At 67.0% G+C, this 14,972-nt stretch carries 13 protein-coding genes; 6 read left to right on the top strand and 7 right to left on the bottom strand.

Annotated elements, in window-relative coordinates; all coding sequences use genetic code 11:
* The first annotated feature begins 6 nt into the window (after nucleotides 1–6).
* Nucleotides 7–204: a hypothetical protein gene (locus ACK6C6_RS17185; protein WP_409268399.1), complete on the top strand. Its 198-nt coding sequence runs from the start codon at nucleotides 7–9 to the stop codon at nucleotides 202–204.
* On the opposite strand, the gene ACK6C6_RS17180 is transcribed toward ACK6C6_RS17185, so the two are convergent.
* The 3 genes from ACK6C6_RS17180 to ACK6C6_RS17170 are packed head-to-tail and all read right to left on the bottom strand — an operon-like array spanning nucleotide 201 to nucleotide 1,841.
* Entirely contained in the window at nucleotides 201–491 is a 291-nt protein-coding gene (locus ACK6C6_RS17180) for a hypothetical protein (protein WP_409268397.1), read from the bottom strand. The genes ACK6C6_RS17185 and ACK6C6_RS17180 overlap by 4 nt on opposite strands.
* Nucleotides 488–1,297 (bottom strand): hypothetical protein, encoded by an 810-nt coding sequence (locus ACK6C6_RS17175; protein ID WP_409268396.1) that lies wholly within the window; start codon nucleotides 1,295–1,297, stop codon nucleotides 488–490. Before ACK6C6_RS17175 ends, ACK6C6_RS17180 begins: the two co-directional genes overlap by 4 nt.
* A 4-nt stretch (nucleotides 1,298–1,301) precedes the next feature.
* Entirely contained in the window at nucleotides 1,302–1,841 is a 540-nt protein-coding gene (locus tag ACK6C6_RS17170) for a DUF882 domain-containing protein (protein WP_027865613.1), read from the bottom strand.
* 161 nt (nucleotides 1,842–2,002) lie between these two features.
* Here ACK6C6_RS17170 and ACK6C6_RS17165 point away from each other — a divergent pair, with 161 nt between their 5' ends.
* Both ACK6C6_RS17165 and ACK6C6_RS17160 read left to right on the top strand, forming a co-directional pair.
* Nucleotides 2,003–3,142 carry a PQQ-dependent sugar dehydrogenase gene (locus ACK6C6_RS17165; protein WP_409268395.1) on the top strand — a complete coding sequence of 380 codons (1,140 nt, stop codon included), beginning with the start codon at nucleotides 2,003–2,005 and terminating at the stop codon, nucleotides 3,140–3,142.
* A gap of 127 nt (nucleotides 3,143–3,269) precedes the next feature.
* Nucleotides 3,270–6,056, top strand: coding sequence for a M16 family metallopeptidase (locus ACK6C6_RS17160; RefSeq protein WP_409268394.1), 2,787 nt, complete (start codon nucleotides 3,270–3,272; stop codon nucleotides 6,054–6,056).
* A 3-nt stretch (nucleotides 6,057–6,059) separates the two neighbouring features.
* On the opposite strand, the gene ACK6C6_RS17155 is transcribed toward ACK6C6_RS17160, so the two are convergent.
* The gene (locus ACK6C6_RS17155) at nucleotides 6,060–7,127 is read right to left on the bottom strand and encodes a serine hydrolase domain-containing protein (RefSeq protein WP_409268393.1); all 1,068 of its coding nucleotides are present in this window, start codon (nucleotides 7,125–7,127) and stop codon (nucleotides 6,060–6,062) included.
* Between the two features lie 100 nt (nucleotides 7,128–7,227).
* On the opposite strand from ACK6C6_RS17155, the gene ACK6C6_RS17150 reads away from it, so the two are divergent.
* Nucleotides 7,228–7,818 carry an isochorismatase family protein gene (locus tag ACK6C6_RS17150; protein WP_409268392.1) on the top strand — a complete coding sequence of 197 codons (591 nt, stop codon included), beginning with the start codon at nucleotides 7,228–7,230 and terminating at the stop codon, nucleotides 7,816–7,818.
* A 189-nt stretch (nucleotides 7,819–8,007) separates the two neighbouring features.
* On the opposite strand, the gene ACK6C6_RS17145 is transcribed toward ACK6C6_RS17150, so the two are convergent.
* Nucleotides 8,008–8,994 carry an LLM class flavin-dependent oxidoreductase gene (locus ACK6C6_RS17145; protein ID WP_409268390.1) on the bottom strand — a complete coding sequence of 329 codons (987 nt, stop codon included), beginning with the start codon at nucleotides 8,992–8,994 and terminating at the stop codon, nucleotides 8,008–8,010.
* 131 nt (nucleotides 8,995–9,125) lie between these two features.
* Here ACK6C6_RS17145 and ACK6C6_RS17140 point away from each other — a divergent pair, with 131 nt between their 5' ends.
* Together ACK6C6_RS17140 and ACK6C6_RS17135 are read left to right on the top strand one after the other, a co-directional pair.
* Nucleotides 9,126–10,373 (top strand): serine hydrolase domain-containing protein, encoded by a 1,248-nt coding sequence (locus tag ACK6C6_RS17140; RefSeq protein WP_409268389.1) that lies wholly within the window; start codon nucleotides 9,126–9,128, stop codon nucleotides 10,371–10,373.
* 136 nt (nucleotides 10,374–10,509) lie between these two features.
* A complete protein-coding gene (locus ACK6C6_RS17135) occupies nucleotides 10,510–11,382 on the top strand; it encodes a hypothetical protein (RefSeq protein WP_409268388.1) in 873 nt (290 codons plus the stop codon).
* A 93-nt stretch (nucleotides 11,383–11,475) separates the two neighbouring features.
* Here ACK6C6_RS17135 and ACK6C6_RS17130 read toward each other — a convergent pair whose 3' ends face one another.
* The gene (locus ACK6C6_RS17130; protein ID WP_409268387.1) at nucleotides 11,476–13,101 is read right to left on the bottom strand and encodes a methyl-accepting chemotaxis protein; all 1,626 of its coding nucleotides are present in this window, start codon (nucleotides 13,099–13,101) and stop codon (nucleotides 11,476–11,478) included.
* 195 nt (nucleotides 13,102–13,296) lie between these two features.
* A complete protein-coding gene (locus ACK6C6_RS17125) occupies nucleotides 13,297–14,886 on the bottom strand; it encodes an FAD-dependent oxidoreductase (RefSeq protein WP_409268385.1) in 1,590 nt (529 codons plus the stop codon).
* Nucleotides 14,887–14,972 lie beyond the last annotated feature (86 nt).

Genomic DNA, 14,972 nt, shown 5'->3' with positions numbered 1-14,972 from the left:
AAGAGCATGGCAAGTCCTGGCAAAAAAGCGTTTCCTCTACGGATAGACCCGGCCTTGTGGGAGGAGTTGCAACGCCTCGCCGCCCGCGATCTGCGCAGCGTGAACGCGGAAATCGAATTCCTGCTGAGGGAAGGCCTTGCCAGGCGCGGCATCAAGCATGTCGAGGCCAGGGGCAAGGGCGAGGATAAGGAGCAGGGCGCCTAGCCCGGCGGGCGCGTGCGGGTCCTCGTGACGACGCCGGCAGGGTTGATGAGCACGACGAACTCGCTGAATCGTCCATTCCCCGCAGGCGACTGGTAGACCCAGGCCTCGTAACCGCTGTCGAATACCACGCTCTTGGTGGGCCCAAAGGCCGCCAGCAGCTGCGCCTTGGTGGTCATGCCCGGAACGACGGCCTGCTGCAGGCGTTCGGCCGCCACCTGGGTGCCGGGCGGCGCCGGCGTGGTGGCGCAGCCGGCCAGCAGGAGCGCCGCGAACAGGGCCCGCTTCATGGCGCATCCTGCATGTACTCGAACTCCACCAGCGTATCGTCCGGCCAGGACTTGTCCCAGATCGGCGCATAGAAGGTGCGGTCCAGCATGACCTGGCAGTCGCAGTACTGCAAGTCGGCCTTGCTCTGCTCTCCACCCGCATACAGCATGTTGAAGGGCAGGGTCTCGACCCGCTCATGTGTCCCATTCACGGCGCGCAGGCGCACCGAAAACACCGGCCGTTCGGCGAAGAACAGGTAATTGCCATTCGGGCTGTTGCACACCTGTTCGGGCGTGGTCAGGGCGTTGGAGATCCAGCCGAACAGCGGAGAGCTGTTGGACACCAGTCCGGCTTCGACACCCACCAGGCATTCGAGGCGCATGTCGCCCAGGCGCCGCGTGTCGGCGGGCAGGCCGGGCGTGATGATCTGCGCGCGCCAGGTCATGCTGGTGGTCTTGCGGTTGGCGACCACGGCCGCGTCCTCGCGCAGCGCGGTCTCGTTACGCGGCAGGACGAAGCTGTTGTCCGGCGCCACCTCGACCGGCACGCTGACCGTATCGCCCGCGATGCGCAGGCTGATGCCCGTCATGTCGACAGTCGGCAGGCGCGGCAGCAGCTGGAAGCGCAGCGGCGCCGTGGGCGCCAGGGCACGTTCGCGTGCGAAGCGTTCCATGCCCTTGATCATTTTTCTGTAGGATTTGTCGACCGGGTCGCGGGTGGATTGCACCTTGACGGTCGCGGGCTGCCCGGCGGCTTGCGCCAGGGCGCTCGAAGGCCCGGCCAGGACGGCCAGGCCGAGGACGACGCGGACCAGGAGCCGCGTCATGGCCTTACCAGTAACGGACGCGGCCGGTGTCCATGTGGACGAACTGCGAGCTGGCGTAGTAGCCGACGCCGCCGCCCTTGAGGGACATGGCCGCCTTGTGCAGCATCTTCAGGTCCTTGCCCGGCAGGCGGATGTCGATCGCCTTGGCATCCATGTGCAGGCTGCGCTTGGCGACGCCGCCGCTGGCGGCGTGCAGCTTGGCGTTCGACTCCGGCGAGCGGTAGCCGGAAATGATGTGCAGTTCACGGTTGTTCTCCAGCCTGTCGTTGAGCTGGGTGAGCAGCAGCAGGAGTTCCGGGTCCATCTGGGCGACCTTGTTGTTGCGATGGTCGCGCAGCACCTTGTTGATGTCCTTCATCGCATCGGGGATAAACTCGCCCTCGGCCCAGAAGGTGCTCTTCAGCTTTTCGCCGGTATGCGTGTTATACAGACGCAGGACACGTTCGCCGGTGGCGGGTTGTGCTGTTTTGGCAAGAGCTGGGATGCTGAGGGTGGGTGCTGCGAGGAGGAGGGAGGACTTCAGGAATGCGCGGCGTTGCATCATCGTGGGAGATCCTTATGGTGAGTTTCTCTCAAACGTAAATTCTACGCCTCTTGTGTTAAACGTGCAGAGAAAATGCAGGAAAATGCGGTAAAAAGGCCACTTTATTAATGCTTTGACCAATCCCGGGAGATATTTTAATGACGACTTATCAAGGAATTGCCGTGTCCGTTGCCACCCTGATCACCTTGGCGTGCTCGAGTAGCGTGGCGCAGGAAGTCGAACCGGTGGCGGAGCCGCCGGCCGCCAAGGGCTGGAAAGTCGAGACCGTGGCGGATAGCCTGCCGCAGCCCTGGGCCATGACCTGGCTGGCCGACGGCCGCATGCTGGTCACCGGCAAGAAGGGCTCGCTGCACCTGGTCGACGGCAAGCGCGTCCAGGCCATCCCGGTCGAAGGCTTGCCCGCGCTGTTCACGGAAGGGCAGGGCGGCCTGCTCGACATCGCCGTGCACCCGTCCGACAAGGGCCCGAACCCGCGCATCTACATGACCATGGCCAGCGGCACCGGGGACGCGAATTCGACGGCACTGGTGCAGGGTGTCTTCGACGGCAAGCGCGTCCACGCCATCAAGACGATCTTCAAGGCCTCGCCTACCAAGAGCGGCGGCCAGCACTTCGGCTCGCGCATCGTGTTCCTGAAGGACGGCACGATCCTGATGAGTATCGGCGACGGCGGCAACCCGCCCGCGCGCGTCGGCAACATGCTGGCGCGCGACCAGGCCCAGAACGTAGGCAGCCACAATGGTTCGATCCTGCGCCTGACGAGCGAGGGCCAGGCGGCGCCGAACAATCCGCTGGCCGCGCAGAAGGGCGCGCTGCCTGAGCTGTGGAGCATCGGCCACCGCAATATCCAGGGCATGACCGTCGACCCGCAGGGCCGCGTGTGGGCCAGCGAGCATGGCCCGCGCGGCGGCGACGAGATCAACCTGATCGAAGGCGGCAAGAACTACGGCTGGCCGCTGCAAAGCTATGGCCTGGACTACAAGACCCGCGAACCGATCGGCAAGCGCGTGGTCGCGGGCATGGTGAATCCGCTGGTCGTGTGGACGCCGTCCACCGGGGCCTCGGGCCTCACCTGGTACACCGGCTCGGCCTTCCCGGCCTGGCGCGGCAGCCTGTTCTCGGGCGGGCTGGCCACCGAGGACATCCGCCGCGTGGCATTCGATGCCCAGGGCAAGGTGGTCAAGCAGGAGCGCCTGGACATCGGCAAGCGCGTGCGCGACGTGCGCCAGGGGCCGGACGGGCACCTGTATGCGATCACCGACGAGGCCAAGGGCAGCCTGCTGCGGATCGTGCCGCAGTAAACATCCCACAACGTGATGCAGTGCGCATGGATTCCTCCTCCATGCGCAATTAGTTCTTTGTTGCAATAACAAAAGCTGCCTAGAATGCAAGGATCGGCAACCCGCCGTTTCCTTTGGAGGAGTAGCAATGGCAGTATCCGTTCGTCGCACTCTCCAGATGGCCGTCGCGCTCGCGCTGGCCACTGGCGTATCCGCCACCCAGGCAGCCCCGGCCCCAAGCAAGTCCGCGGCCAGCACGCCCGACATCCCGATCCCCGACATCAAGTACACCAAGTTCACCCTGAAGAACGGGCTGACGGTGCTGGTCCACGAGGACCGCAAGACCCCGGTGGTGGCGATCAACACCTGGTACCACGTCGGGTCCAAGAATGAAAAGCCGGGCAAGACCGGCTTCGCGCACCTGTTCGAACACCTGATGTTCGGCGGCAGCGACAACTTCAAGAAGACCTACCTGAGCGCGCTGCAGGGCATCGGTGCGACCGACCTGAACGGCACCACCAACCAGGACCGCACCAACTACTTCCAGAACGTGCCGACCTCGATGCTGGACTATGCGCTGTTCGCCGAAAGCGACCGCATGGGCCACCTGCTCGGCACCGTCGACAAGAAGACGCTCGACTTGCAGCGCGGCGTCGTGCAGAACGAGAAGCGCCAGCGCGAGAACCAGCCCTACGGCCTGGCCTACGAACTGCTGGTGACCAATACCTACCCGGTCGGCCACCCGTATTCCTGGACCGTGATCGGCAAGATGGAAGACCTGGACGCGGCCTCGATGACCGACGTACAGGACTGGTTCAAGACCAACTACGGCCCGAACAACACGGTGCTGGTGCTGTCCGGCGACATCAGCCCGGAAGTGGCGCGCCAGAAGGTCGAACAGTACTACGGCCACATTCCGCCGGGCCCGCCGCTGGCCAAGCACCAGGCCTGGATCGCCAAGCGCACCGGCACCCACCGCACGGTGGCGCAGGACCGCGTGACGCAGACGCGCATCTACCGTACCTGGAACGTGCCGGGCGCGCACACGCCGGAAGAAGCGCAGCTCGACCTGGCGGCCCTGGTGCTGGGTGGCGGCAAGACCTCGCGCCTGTACAAGCGCCTGGTCTACAAGGACCAGCTGGCCACCAGCGCATCCGCCAGCGACGACGCCTCGGAAATCGGCGGCCAGTTCGACATTACCCTGACCGCGCGTCCGGGCGCCGACGTGGCGAAGATGGAGCGCATCGCCGACGAAGAACTGCAGGCCCTGATGAAGAACGGTCCGACGGAAAGCGAACTGCGCCTGGCCAAGACCACCATCCTGGCCCAGTACACCCGCATGATCGAGCGGGTCGGCGGCTTCGGCGGCAAGAGCGACCTGCTGGCCTCGTGCCAGACCTATACCGGCAATCCGGACTGCTACAAGGTTTACCTGGAACGCATCAAGGCCGCCACCCCGGCAAGCGTGAAGAAGGCCATGAACGACTGGCTCAGCACCGGCGACTTCGTCCTGCAGGTCGATCCCTACCCGACCGGCCTGGCCGCGGGCGCGCCGGGCGTGGACCGCAGCAAGGAACCGGCCATCGGCAAGCCGATGGCACTGAAGCTGCCGGAAATGCAGAAGGCCACCCTGTCGAACGGCCTGAAGATCGTGCTGGCGGAGCGCCATGACGCGCCGGTTGTGAACTTCCAGATGCTGGTGGACAGCGGTTATGCCTCGGACGCGGCGGACAAGCCGGGCGTCGCAAGCCTGGCCATGCGCATGCTCGAAGAGGGCACCAAAACCCGCAAGTCGCTCGAGATCGGCGAAGCCTTCGAGAGCCTGGGCACGAACTTCGGCGCCGGCGCCAACCTGGACAGCGGCATCGTGTACATGAACACGCTCAAGGCCACCATGCCGCAGGCGCTGAGCTTGTACGCGGACCTGGTGCTGAATCCGTCCTTCCCGCAGAACGAGTTCGAGCGCCTGCAGAAGGACCGCCTGGCCGCGATCGCACGCGAGAAGACCGTGCCGCAGACGATGGCGATGCGCGTGCTGCCGAGCATCCTGTACGGCCAGGACCACCCGTATGCCAAGCCCTTCACCGGCACCGGCACTGAAGAAGCGGTCAAGCGCATGACCCGCGACGACCTGGTCAAGTACCACGCCACCTGGTTCAAGCCGAACAACGCCACCCTGCTGGTGGTGGGCGACACCACGCTGGCCGAGGTCAAGCCGATGCTGGAGAAAGCCTTCGCCGGTTGGAAGGCGGGCGAGGTGCCGAAGAAGGTGCTGAACGAAGTCGCCGCACCTGGCAAGAACGTGGTCTACCTGGTCGACCGTCCGGGCGCGCTGCAGAGCGTGATCGTCGGCGCCCAGCTGGCCGTGCCGCGCAAGCACGAGGACGCGCTGCCGCTGGAAATCGTCAACCACCTGTTCGGCGGCTCCTTCAATTCGCGCATCAACATGAACCTGCGCGAAGACAAGCACTGGTCCTATGGCGTGCGCAGCTCGCTGCAGCCGGCGATCGGCCAGCGTGCGTTCATGAGCGTCTCGCCGGTGCAGACCGACAAGACCCGTGAAGCGATGCAGGAACTGGTACGCGAGTACCGCGACATCGCCGGCGGCAAGCCGATCACGGTGGAAGAGCTCAAGGCCGCGGTCGACAACAACACGCTCGGCCTGCCGGGCGGCTTCGAGACGGCCGGCCAGCTGACCAGCGCCTATACCAACATCGTGCAGTACGGCCTGCCGGAAGACTACTACAACACCTACACCCAGAAGGTCTTGTCGCTGTCCCCGGAGCAGGCCAATGCACTAGCGGCGCGCAGCTTCACGCCGGACCGCCTGGTGTGGGTGGTGGTCGGTGACCTGAGCAAGATCGAGCCGGGCATCCGTGCGCTGAACATCGGCGAGGTCCGCAAGATCGACGTGGACGGCAAGCCGATTCAGTAAACGTCATATGTCCTGGAACAGCGCGGTGGCGATCCTCGCCTGTTCCGACTGCGGCATGTCGGTGTTGTTCAGCAGGACCACGACCCGGCCGTCCGCCGGGTCGTAGGCCAGCAGCGTCTTGTAGGCCCCGATGGCGCCCGCTTCCCACGCAAGGGAGCGGGCGCCGTTTTTCGTGCTCACGGTTTTCACCTTCCCACCCAGCGCATAGTCTTCCGTCGGCACCACCACGGTGGACAGCGCCTTGCGCGCCTTGTCCGACAGCAGCTTGCCGCGGTAGACCGTGTCTGCGATCGCGACCAGGTCGCCCGCGGTGCTGTACAGGGTGCCGCTGGCCGCGATCATCGGCGGCACGGACGAGGTCTTGCGCTGGCCTTCGGCGTTATAGGCAACGGCCATGCCCACTTCGTCCTCGTAGCCGGTGGCGGCGAAACTGGTGTCCTTCACGCCGCTCGGCGCCAGCACCAGTTCTTCCACGGTTTCCGTAAACGGCTCCTTGCGGGCGCGTTCGACGACCGCCGCGACCAGGATCCAGTTGGTGAACGAATAATCCCATTTCTCGCCCGGGGCCGCGCTGGGGGCGCCGGCGCCGAAGCGCAGGGCCGCCTCGACTGGGCCGATCTCGAGCTTTTCGACTGCACGGTCCTTGCGCAGGGCTTCCGCCAGGCCGTTCGGAATGCCGCTGCGGTTCGACATCAGCTGGCGCAGGGTGACGGCGCCGTTCGCCGCCGGCAGTTCCGGCAGGTGGCGCGAAATCGGCGCATCGAGGTCGAGCGTGCCCATGTCGGCCAGGCGCAGCACGGTGACGGCGGTGATCCATTTCGTCATCGAGCCGACCAGGAAGCGGGTGTCCTTGGTGACGGGCTGCTTCTCTTCGCGCAGGGCCAGGCCGCTGGCATGGACCACCAGGGGTGACGCCGCATCCTTGCGCACGGCGACCACGCCGCTGTAATCCTTGGGGACGTGGCGCGCGATCAGCGGGCCGGTGCTCAGGTTGGCGATGGCGGCGCAGCCGGACAACAGGGCGGCGCCCGCAGCGAGCGATGAAAGGCGGATGAAGTGGCGACGGTGCATGCTTTCTCCAGATGGATGGGTTCGGGCCATTGTAGCCCTGTGCGCCGGAGCGGGCGCAATTCAGGAATACTGCGGTGAATACTGCACGCAGGAGGATGCCATGACCGAACAATCCCTGAACCTGGCGCGCACGGCCCTGGTGTTGATCGATTTGCAGAACAGCAATGTCAGGCGCGAGCTGGTCCCTTATACCGCCGAGCAGGCCGTCGGCAATTGCGTGCTGCTGGCGCAGGAAATGCGCAACCGCGGTGCGATGATCGTGTACGTGCGGGTGCTGGTGAACGAATTGCCGTCGCCGTTGGCCGACGCCCCGATGCGCCCGCCCGGCGCCGCCGCGCCGCCCTACGATGCATCGGAGCTGGCGCCGATGGCCGACGTGGAGGCGAGCGACATCGTGGTCATCAAGCGCCAGTGGGGCGCCTTCTACGGCACCGAGCTGGACCAGCTGCTGAGGCGGCGCGCGATCGATACCCTGGTGCTCGGCGGTATTGCGACCAACTTCGGCGTCGAATCGACGGCGCGTGCGGCTTTTGATCGCAATTACAAGCTGGTGTTCGCGGAGGATGCGATGACCAGCATGGAAGCCGAGGCGCACCATTTCGCCTGCAAGGACATCTTCCCGCGCATGGGGAGAGTCAGGTCGACGCGGGCGCTGATCGACATGCTGCAGGCGGGGACGGGCGACGCTTGAGCTGTCGTGGTCCGTAGGGTGGGCGGCTCCACCTCGTAAGTGGATCATCCGGTCCATGAGCGCCGCCCACGCGTTCAACTCCCTGTCGAGCAGCCAGCGCGGCTATTCATAGCCTGATTGAACGCGTGGGCGGCGTTACGGTCGCAGGCAAACCTGCCTGCCGGGTATAGCCGCCCACCCTACGGGACATCAGTCCTTGCGCTGGATCTCGGCCGTGATCTCGTAGGCCCGCAGTCGCGCCGCGTGGTCGAAGACCTGCGAGGTGATCATCAGCTCGTCCGGCTTGGTGCGCGCGATGAAGCTGCGCAGCTGGCTTTCCACCGTGGCCGGCGAGCCGATCGCGGTGCAGGACAGCACGCTGTCGAGCATCATGCGCTCGGCCGTGCCCAGGCTTTCCAGGTAGCCCGGCACGGGCGGCTGCAGCTTGGTCGGCCGGCCGCTGCGCAGGTTCACGAAGGCCTGCTGCATCGAGGTGGCCAGCACCTGCGCCTCCGCGTCGGTGTCGGCGGCGAACACGTTAAAGCCGAGCATCACGTAGGGCTTGTCGAGCTGCTTCGACGGCCGGAAGGTCGAGCGGTAGATCTCGATGGCCTGCATCATCATCTGCGGCGCGAAGTGGGAGGCGAACGCATAGGGAAGGCCGAGCGCCGCCGCCAGCTGGGCGCCGAACAGGCTGGAGCCGAGGATCCAGACCGGCACGTCCAGGCCCGCGCCCGGCACCGCGCGCACCGAGCGGCGCGGCGAGTCGGCGAAATAGTCCATCAGCTCGACGACGTCCTGCGGGAACTCGTCGGCATCCGAGGCCAGGTTGCGGCGCAGGGCGCGTGCGGTGGTATGGTCCGAGCCGGGCGCGCGGCCCAGGCCGAGGTCGATACGACCCGGATAAAGCGACTCGAGCGTGCCGAACTGCTCGGCGATCACCAGCGGCGAGTGATTCGGCAGCATGATGCCGCCGGCGCCGACGCGGATGGTCCTGGTGCCGGCCGCCACGTGGCCGATCAGCACCGCAGTGGCCGCGCTGGCAATGCCCGGCATGCCGTGGTGTTCGGCCAGCCAGAAACGCCCGTAGCCCCAGCGCTCGCCGTGCTGGGCGAGGTCTAGTGAACGGTGGAAAGATGTTGCCGCATCGCTGCCTTCAACGATGGGCGAGAGGTCGAGAATCGAAAATGGAATCATCCATTTATCATACGCCGATGTGACATTTGGCGTGCGCGGCCGAATAGAAGTTGCAGCTTGTAAAGATTGACCGGTGGCGAACCCGTCCTTATGATCGGACCGAACAACCGAGCCACCCAGCCTCTCCGCCCATGTCCCGATTCCCGACCTTGCCACGCCGCCGCACGACCCTCCTCACCGCTCTTTGCGTTGCCCTGCTGGGCGCCGGCTGCGCGCAGCTGCCGGGGCAGGGGAGTGCGATGCGGGCTGAAGCGCGGCTGGATGCCGGGCGGCTGGCGGAGATCGACCGCGCCATCCTGGACAACATCGCCGCACGCAAGCTGCCGGGCGCCGTGTTCCACCTGGAGCGCGACGGCGCGGTCTACGAGAAGGCCTATGGCCGCCATACCTATGAGGAAGGCGCCAGCCCCGTCACGCCGGATACCGTGTTCGATGCCGCCTCGCTGAGCAAGGTGCTGTCGACGGCGCCCTCGGTGCTGCTGCTGGCCGAGGAGGGCAAGCTCGACCTCGAAGCGCCGCTGGTGCGCTATTTCCCTGAATGCGCCAACGGCGGCAAGGAAGCGATCACGGTGCGCCAGCTCCTGACCCATTCGTCCGGGCTGCCGGCGGGCCTGCCCGCCAGGCCGGCATGGGAGGGCAAGCAGGCCTCCCTGACGCTGGCCTGCGCCCAGACGCCGACGCATGCGCCGGGGAGCCTGTTCCGCTACTCGGACATCAATTACGTCCTGCTTGGCCACCTGGTCGAGCGGGTCGCCGGCATGCCGCTGGAACGCTTCGCGCAGCAGCGCATTTTCACGCCGCTCGGCATGTCGGATACCGGCTACCTGCCGCTGGCGCGCACCCCGGCGGCGCGCATCGCGCCGACCCAGCGCGGTCCGGACGCGGTGGATGCGTCCTTGCATGCGGACCTGGCGCCGGGCCAGATGCTGGCCGGCGTGGTGCACGACCCGACCGTGCGGCGCATGGGCGGCGTGGGCGGTTCCGCCGGCGTGTTCTCCACCGCGCGCGACGTGGCGCGCTTCGGCCGCATGCTGGTGGGTGGAGGGGAACTCGATGGCGTGCGCGTGTTGAGCAGGGAAAGCGTGCGCCTGTTGACCACCGTGCAGTCGCCGCCCGGGCTGGCCCTGCGCGGCATGGGCATGGACATCGACTCGCCCTACGCGCAGCGCCCGCGCGGCACCGTTTTCCCGGTGGGGTCGTACGGGCATACCGGCTTCACCGGCTGCATCCTGTGGGTCGATCCGCACTCGCGCACCTTCTACGTGCTGCTGTCGAACCGCGTCTACCCGGACGACAAGAGCAACGTGCTGGCGCTGTACACCCAGCTCGGCACGCTGTCGGCCCAGGCTGCCGATGCCGGGGCGCCGGCTCGGCCTTAGGTAACCCTCGGTATTTTCCGGGAGGCTACCGTGCGCCTCCCCCACATCGGCGTCTCTACACTCGGAACCCTGAATTCAATATCTTATTGATATTGTTGAGCATTTCAGCCCCGAAGACAAATTGAGGAGATCGACCATGAAACTGAATAAGCTACTGAAAGGCCTGCTGGGCGCTTCCGTTGCCGCTGCCATGTTCGGCGCCACCACCGTCCATGCACAATCGTCGGACGGCACCCAGAATACCCGCGGCGCGGGCACGAGCGGAAGCAGCAGCATGAGCGACCAGAGCAGCGGCACCTCGTCGGCAGCGGCCACCACCGACACCTCGAAACACAAGCGCAGCAAGAAAGGCGCCCACCACAGCAAGAGCGGCACCAGCAGCGGAGTCGAGACGGGCAACCCGATGAGCGGCCAGAGCGGTTCGAGCAGCTCGTCGAGTACCAGCGGCTCGTCGGGCAGCAGCGGCGCGATGGGCACGGGCAGCTCGGGCAGCATGAACGATAGCCAGAGTGGCTCCAGCAGCTCGGGTGTCGAGGCCGGCCGCACCAGCACCGGCCGTTCGAGCGAGCCGGAAACCCGCAGCTCGACCAGCGGTTCGTCGGGCTCGAGCGGCTCGATGGGCGCCAGCGGCTCCTCGGGTTCGGGCAGTTCGATGGGCACCAGCGGTTCGTCGGGCAGCACCGGCACCACCGGCACCAGCTCGATGGGCACCGGCGGCACCACCAGCGGCTCGATGGGCACCAGCGGCACCACCAGCGGTTCGACCGGCACCATGGACGCCACCGGCCGCAGCGGCACCACCGGCACTACCGGCACCACCGGCACTGGGACTTCCGGCACCACTGGCACCACTGGCACCGGCTGGAGCACCGGCGGCACGGGCGGCACCACTGGCGGCACCATCGGTGGCGGTACCGGCGCGGCTACTGGCGGCGCTGCTTCCGCCACCAGCGGCTCCAGCACCACCAGCGGCGGCACCGGCGGCGGTACCACCGGCCGCGGCTACTGATCCGCGTCGATTCGCGCAATACGCCTGATGCGGCCCTTGCGGCCGCGCGCGACACCAGCCTGCGGGCTGGTGTCGTCGTTTACACGCGCTGTCTCAGGCGGCGAGGGCGGGCCGTGCCTGCGCCACGCGGCGCGGCTGTGCCGCTACGGCCGGCGCCGCTGCGGCTTCGCGCTCGTCGAGGCGGAAGGTGGACACCAGCTGCGACAGGGCGTGCGCCTGTTCGCGCAGCGCGTCCGATGCGGCCGCCGCTTCCTCGACCAGGGCCGCATTCTCCTGCGTCACCTGGTCCATCTGTGTCACCGCCTGGTTGACCTGCTCGATGCCGAGCGACTGCTCGCCGCTGGCCGCCGCGATCTCCGCCATGATCGTCGACACGCCGGCGATGCCGGCCACGATTTCTTCCATGGTGGCGCCGGCCTGCGCCACCAGGCGGCTGCCTTCCTCGACCTTGCCGGCCGAATCGCCGATGAGAAGCTTGATTTCCTTGGCCGCGGTGGCCGAGCGCTGCGCCAGCGCGCGCACTTCGGACGCCACCACCGCGAAGCCGCGGCCCTGCTCGCCGGCGCGCGCCGCTTCCACCGCCGCGTTCAGCGCCAGGATATTGGTCTGGAAGGCGATGCCGTCGATGACGCCGACGATCTCGCCGATCTTGTTCGAGGCGCTGCTGATGTCGGCCATGGTGCGCACCACTTCGCCCACGGTCGCGCCGCCGCGCGCCGCGCTGGTCGAGGCCGCGCGCGCCAGGGTATTGGCCTGCTGGGCATTGTCGGCGTTCTGGCGCACGGTCGAGGTGAGTTCTTCCATCGAGGCCGCGGTTTCCTCCAGCGAGCTGGCCTGCTCCTCGGTACGCGCCGACAGTTCCAGGTTGCCGCCCGAGATCTGCTGCGAGGCGCTGGCGATGGTGTCGGTGCCGCGCCGTACTTCGCCGACGATGCCGCGCAGGCTGTCGCGCATGTCCTTCAGCGCCGCCATCAGCTGGCCGGTCTCGTTGCGCGCGTCGGCCTCGATGTGGCCGGACAGGTCGCCGCGCGCGACTTGCCGGGCCACGTCCAGCGCCCCCTGCAGCGGACGCGCGATGGCGCGCATGATCAGGAAGGCGAAGGCGAGGCCGGTGGCGACCGCGGCGCCGCTCAGCGCGAGCTGCAGCGTGCGGCTGGTGGCGACATAGGCGTCGATGGCTTCGCCCTGGCTGGCCACCGCGCGCTTCTGGTAAGCCACCATGGCTTCCAGGCTGCCCACGTAGTCGTTCACCTTCGGCATCATGTCGGTCTCGAAGAAGCGCGCGGCCGATTCCAGCTGGCCCTCCTTCTTCTGCCTGAAGGCTTCGGCGCGCGCCTTGCGATAGGCTTCGCGGCTGGCGACGATGCGCTCGAACAGGCGCTTGCCTTCGGGGTCGTTGGCCATCGCTTCCTGCACCTCCTTCTGCAGCTGGTTGGCGCGCTCGGAAGACTTGGTGACGGCGTCGAGGAAGAACTGTTCGGTCGCCGGATCGCTCGCCTTGGCGACGGAAATGGTGCGCGCCGCGTTGACCTCGATGATCGCCTTCCATTCCTGCAGCAGGTTCGACTTGCGGATGCCGTCGCGGGTCAGCTGGTGGGTCATCTCGTTGGCAGTGTGGGTAGTGGACAGCGCCACCGCCACCAGCGCCAGCATCAGGGCCAGCACGGCCCCGAAACCCAGGGCCAGCAGGCTGCGGATTTTCATCTTCTCGAGTTTCATGGATAGTCTCATCTCATCAGGCAAGGATAGTGGCATGCGCTGGGCATGCCTGGACCGCCGGCTGGGGCCGGTCTTTACTGATGAGTATCCTGTTTCCGCACGGCATGTAAATGCCTGGGCGGTTTATGCGTGATAAATACAACGCTTCGTTAGCGCGGCGTTAACGACAGTTGGTGGCCGGCCTGTGACAGCCGGTCAACGCGCACTCCGGCCGCGCGTGCCGGCACGCGGCGAGCGCGGCGGCGGGGTCTGGTCGGCCAGTTCGACCTTTTCCAGCGGTTCGGGCGCCGGTCCGTGCAGCACCTTGCCCTCGATGTCGAAGCGCGAGGCGTGGCAGGGGCAGTCCCAGGAACGCTCGGCTGAGTTCCAGTGCACGGCGCAGCCGAGGTGGGTGCACTTGGCCGAAACCGCGTGCAGGCCGCCCTGGGCGTCGCGGTAGACCGCGATCTTGCGCAGGCCGTCGCGCACCACCGCGCCTTCTCCGGCGGCGATTTCCTGGACCGAGTCGACGTCGCCGCCGGTCAGCCATTCGCCGTAGCGCGCCATGGTATTGGCCTGCTCGTGCGCGAAGTCGCTCAGGCCGTGCACTGGTTTGCGCGAAGGGTCGTAGAGCGCGGTCCACGGATTCTCGCGGCCGCCGATCAGGTCGGTGACGAGCATGGCGCCGATGGTGCAGTGGGTCATGCCGTTACCGGAGTCGCCCGTGATCAGGTAGACGTTGTCGTCGTCCATCGGGTTGCGGCCGAGGTAGGCCAGGCCGTCGGACGGCTCCATCACCTCGCCCGACCAGCGGTAGGCGACCGCCCCTGCCATCGGGAAGTGCTCGCGGGTCCAGCGTTCGATCTCGTCGTAGCGGTGCTCGGGATGGTCGTCCTGGCCGGTCTTGTGGTCGGCGCCGCCGACCACCAGGATGTCGTGGTCCGCCGCCGCATCCGGGGTTTCCAGGCGCACGTAGTAGTACGGGTCGCCGGTGTCCCACAGCAGGATGCGCGGCAGCGCGCCGCGCGGCACCCGCATGCCGACCACGTAGGTGCGGTAGCCGGCCTGCTTGGTGTGCATCACCACGCGGTCGTTGAAGGGCGTGTGGGTGGCCAGCACCACGTGGCGGGCGCGGATCTCGCCGTGGTCGGTGGAGACGGTCTGCTGCTCCTGGTCGCCGCGCACGCGGTGCGCGTGGGTGGAACCGTGGATCCGGCCGCCGAGGCGCTCGATGGCCCGCGCCAGGCCGGCCAGGTATTTGAGCGGGTGGAACTGGGCCTGGTTGGCATAACGCACGGCGGGGCCGGTATCGAAAGGCAGGCCGGGCACGCCGGGCAGGAATTCCGTCGCCACGCCGGCGCGCCGGGCGCTCTGGTATTCCTTCTCGAGGTCCTTGAAGCCGTTGCCGGGCAGAGCGTACAGGTAGCCGTCGAGGCGCTCGAATTCGCAGTCGATGTTCTCCTGCACCGCGATCGATTCGACCAGGTCGATGGCGCTGGCATGGCTGTCCGCCACCAGGCGCGCGTTGGCGGCGCCGAACTTGTCTTCGATGTAGGTGTACCACTCGTCCGGCGGGAACAGGTGGGCGGTGGTGCGCCCGGTCTCGCCGGCGCCGATGCCGAGGGCATCGATCACCGCGACGCTGCGGCCCTCCCTGGCGAGCAGGTAGGCGGTGGTGAGACCGGCGATGCCGGCGCCGATCACGCAGACCTCGGTATCGAGGTCACCGGACAGGGGAGAGCAGGCCGGGACTTCGACGGTGTCGAGCCAGACCGATACCGAAGCGCCGTTGGTGGAAGCAGTCATGTCGCATCCTTTCTGAGCAGGGGCGCCGCAGGAAGGCATAACGGCGGCGCGCGTCGATCAATCCGGGAACAGTCTACTGTGCCGTG

The sequence above is a fragment of the Massilia sp. BHUDP2 genome, assembly GCF_046236355.1.
In the GTDB taxonomy this organism is placed as follows: domain Bacteria; phylum Pseudomonadota; class Gammaproteobacteria; order Burkholderiales; family Burkholderiaceae_D; genus Telluria; species Telluria varians.
Note: the sequence above shows the minus strand (reverse complement) of the source record. Positions and strands in the feature narration are given on the sequence as shown.

What these genes read in the sequence shown, in the direction of transcription:
- ACK6C6_RS17185 (WP_409268399.1), top strand. Translation starts at nt 7, where the DNA reads ATGGCAAGTCCTGGCAAAAAAGCGTTTCCTCTACGGATAGACCCGGCC.
- ACK6C6_RS17180 (WP_409268397.1), bottom strand. Translation starts at nt 491, where the DNA reads ATGAAGCGGGCCCTGTTCGCGGCGCTCCTGCTGGCCGGCTGCGCCACC.
- ACK6C6_RS17175 (WP_409268396.1), bottom strand. Translation starts at nt 1,297, where the DNA reads ATGACGCGGCTCCTGGTCCGCGTCGTCCTCGGCCTGGCCGTCCTGGCC.
- ACK6C6_RS17170 (WP_027865613.1), bottom strand. Translation starts at nt 1,841, where the DNA reads ATGATGCAACGCCGCGCATTCCTGAAGTCCTCCCTCCTCCTCGCAGCA.
- ACK6C6_RS17160 (WP_409268394.1), top strand. Translation starts at nt 3,270, where the DNA reads ATGGCAGTATCCGTTCGTCGCACTCTCCAGATGGCCGTCGCGCTCGCG.
- ACK6C6_RS17155 (WP_409268393.1), bottom strand. Translation starts at nt 7,127, where the DNA reads ATGCACCGTCGCCACTTCATCCGCCTTTCATCGCTCGCTGCGGGCGCC.
- ACK6C6_RS17150 (WP_409268392.1), top strand. Translation starts at nt 7,228, where the DNA reads ATGACCGAACAATCCCTGAACCTGGCGCGCACGGCCCTGGTGTTGATC.
- ACK6C6_RS17145 (WP_409268390.1), bottom strand. Translation starts at nt 8,994, where the DNA reads ATGATTCCATTTTCGATTCTCGACCTCTCGCCCATCGTTGAAGGCAGC.
- ACK6C6_RS17140 (WP_409268389.1), top strand. Translation starts at nt 9,126, where the DNA reads ATGTCCCGATTCCCGACCTTGCCACGCCGCCGCACGACCCTCCTCACC.
- ACK6C6_RS17135 (WP_409268388.1), top strand. Translation starts at nt 10,510, where the DNA reads ATGAAACTGAATAAGCTACTGAAAGGCCTGCTGGGCGCTTCCGTTGCC.
- ACK6C6_RS17130 (WP_409268387.1), bottom strand. Translation starts at nt 13,101, where the DNA reads ATGAAACTCGAGAAGATGAAAATCCGCAGCCTGCTGGCCCTGGGTTTC.
- ACK6C6_RS17125 (WP_409268385.1), bottom strand. Translation starts at nt 14,886, where the DNA reads ATGACTGCTTCCACCAACGGCGCTTCGGTATCGGTCTGGCTCGACACC.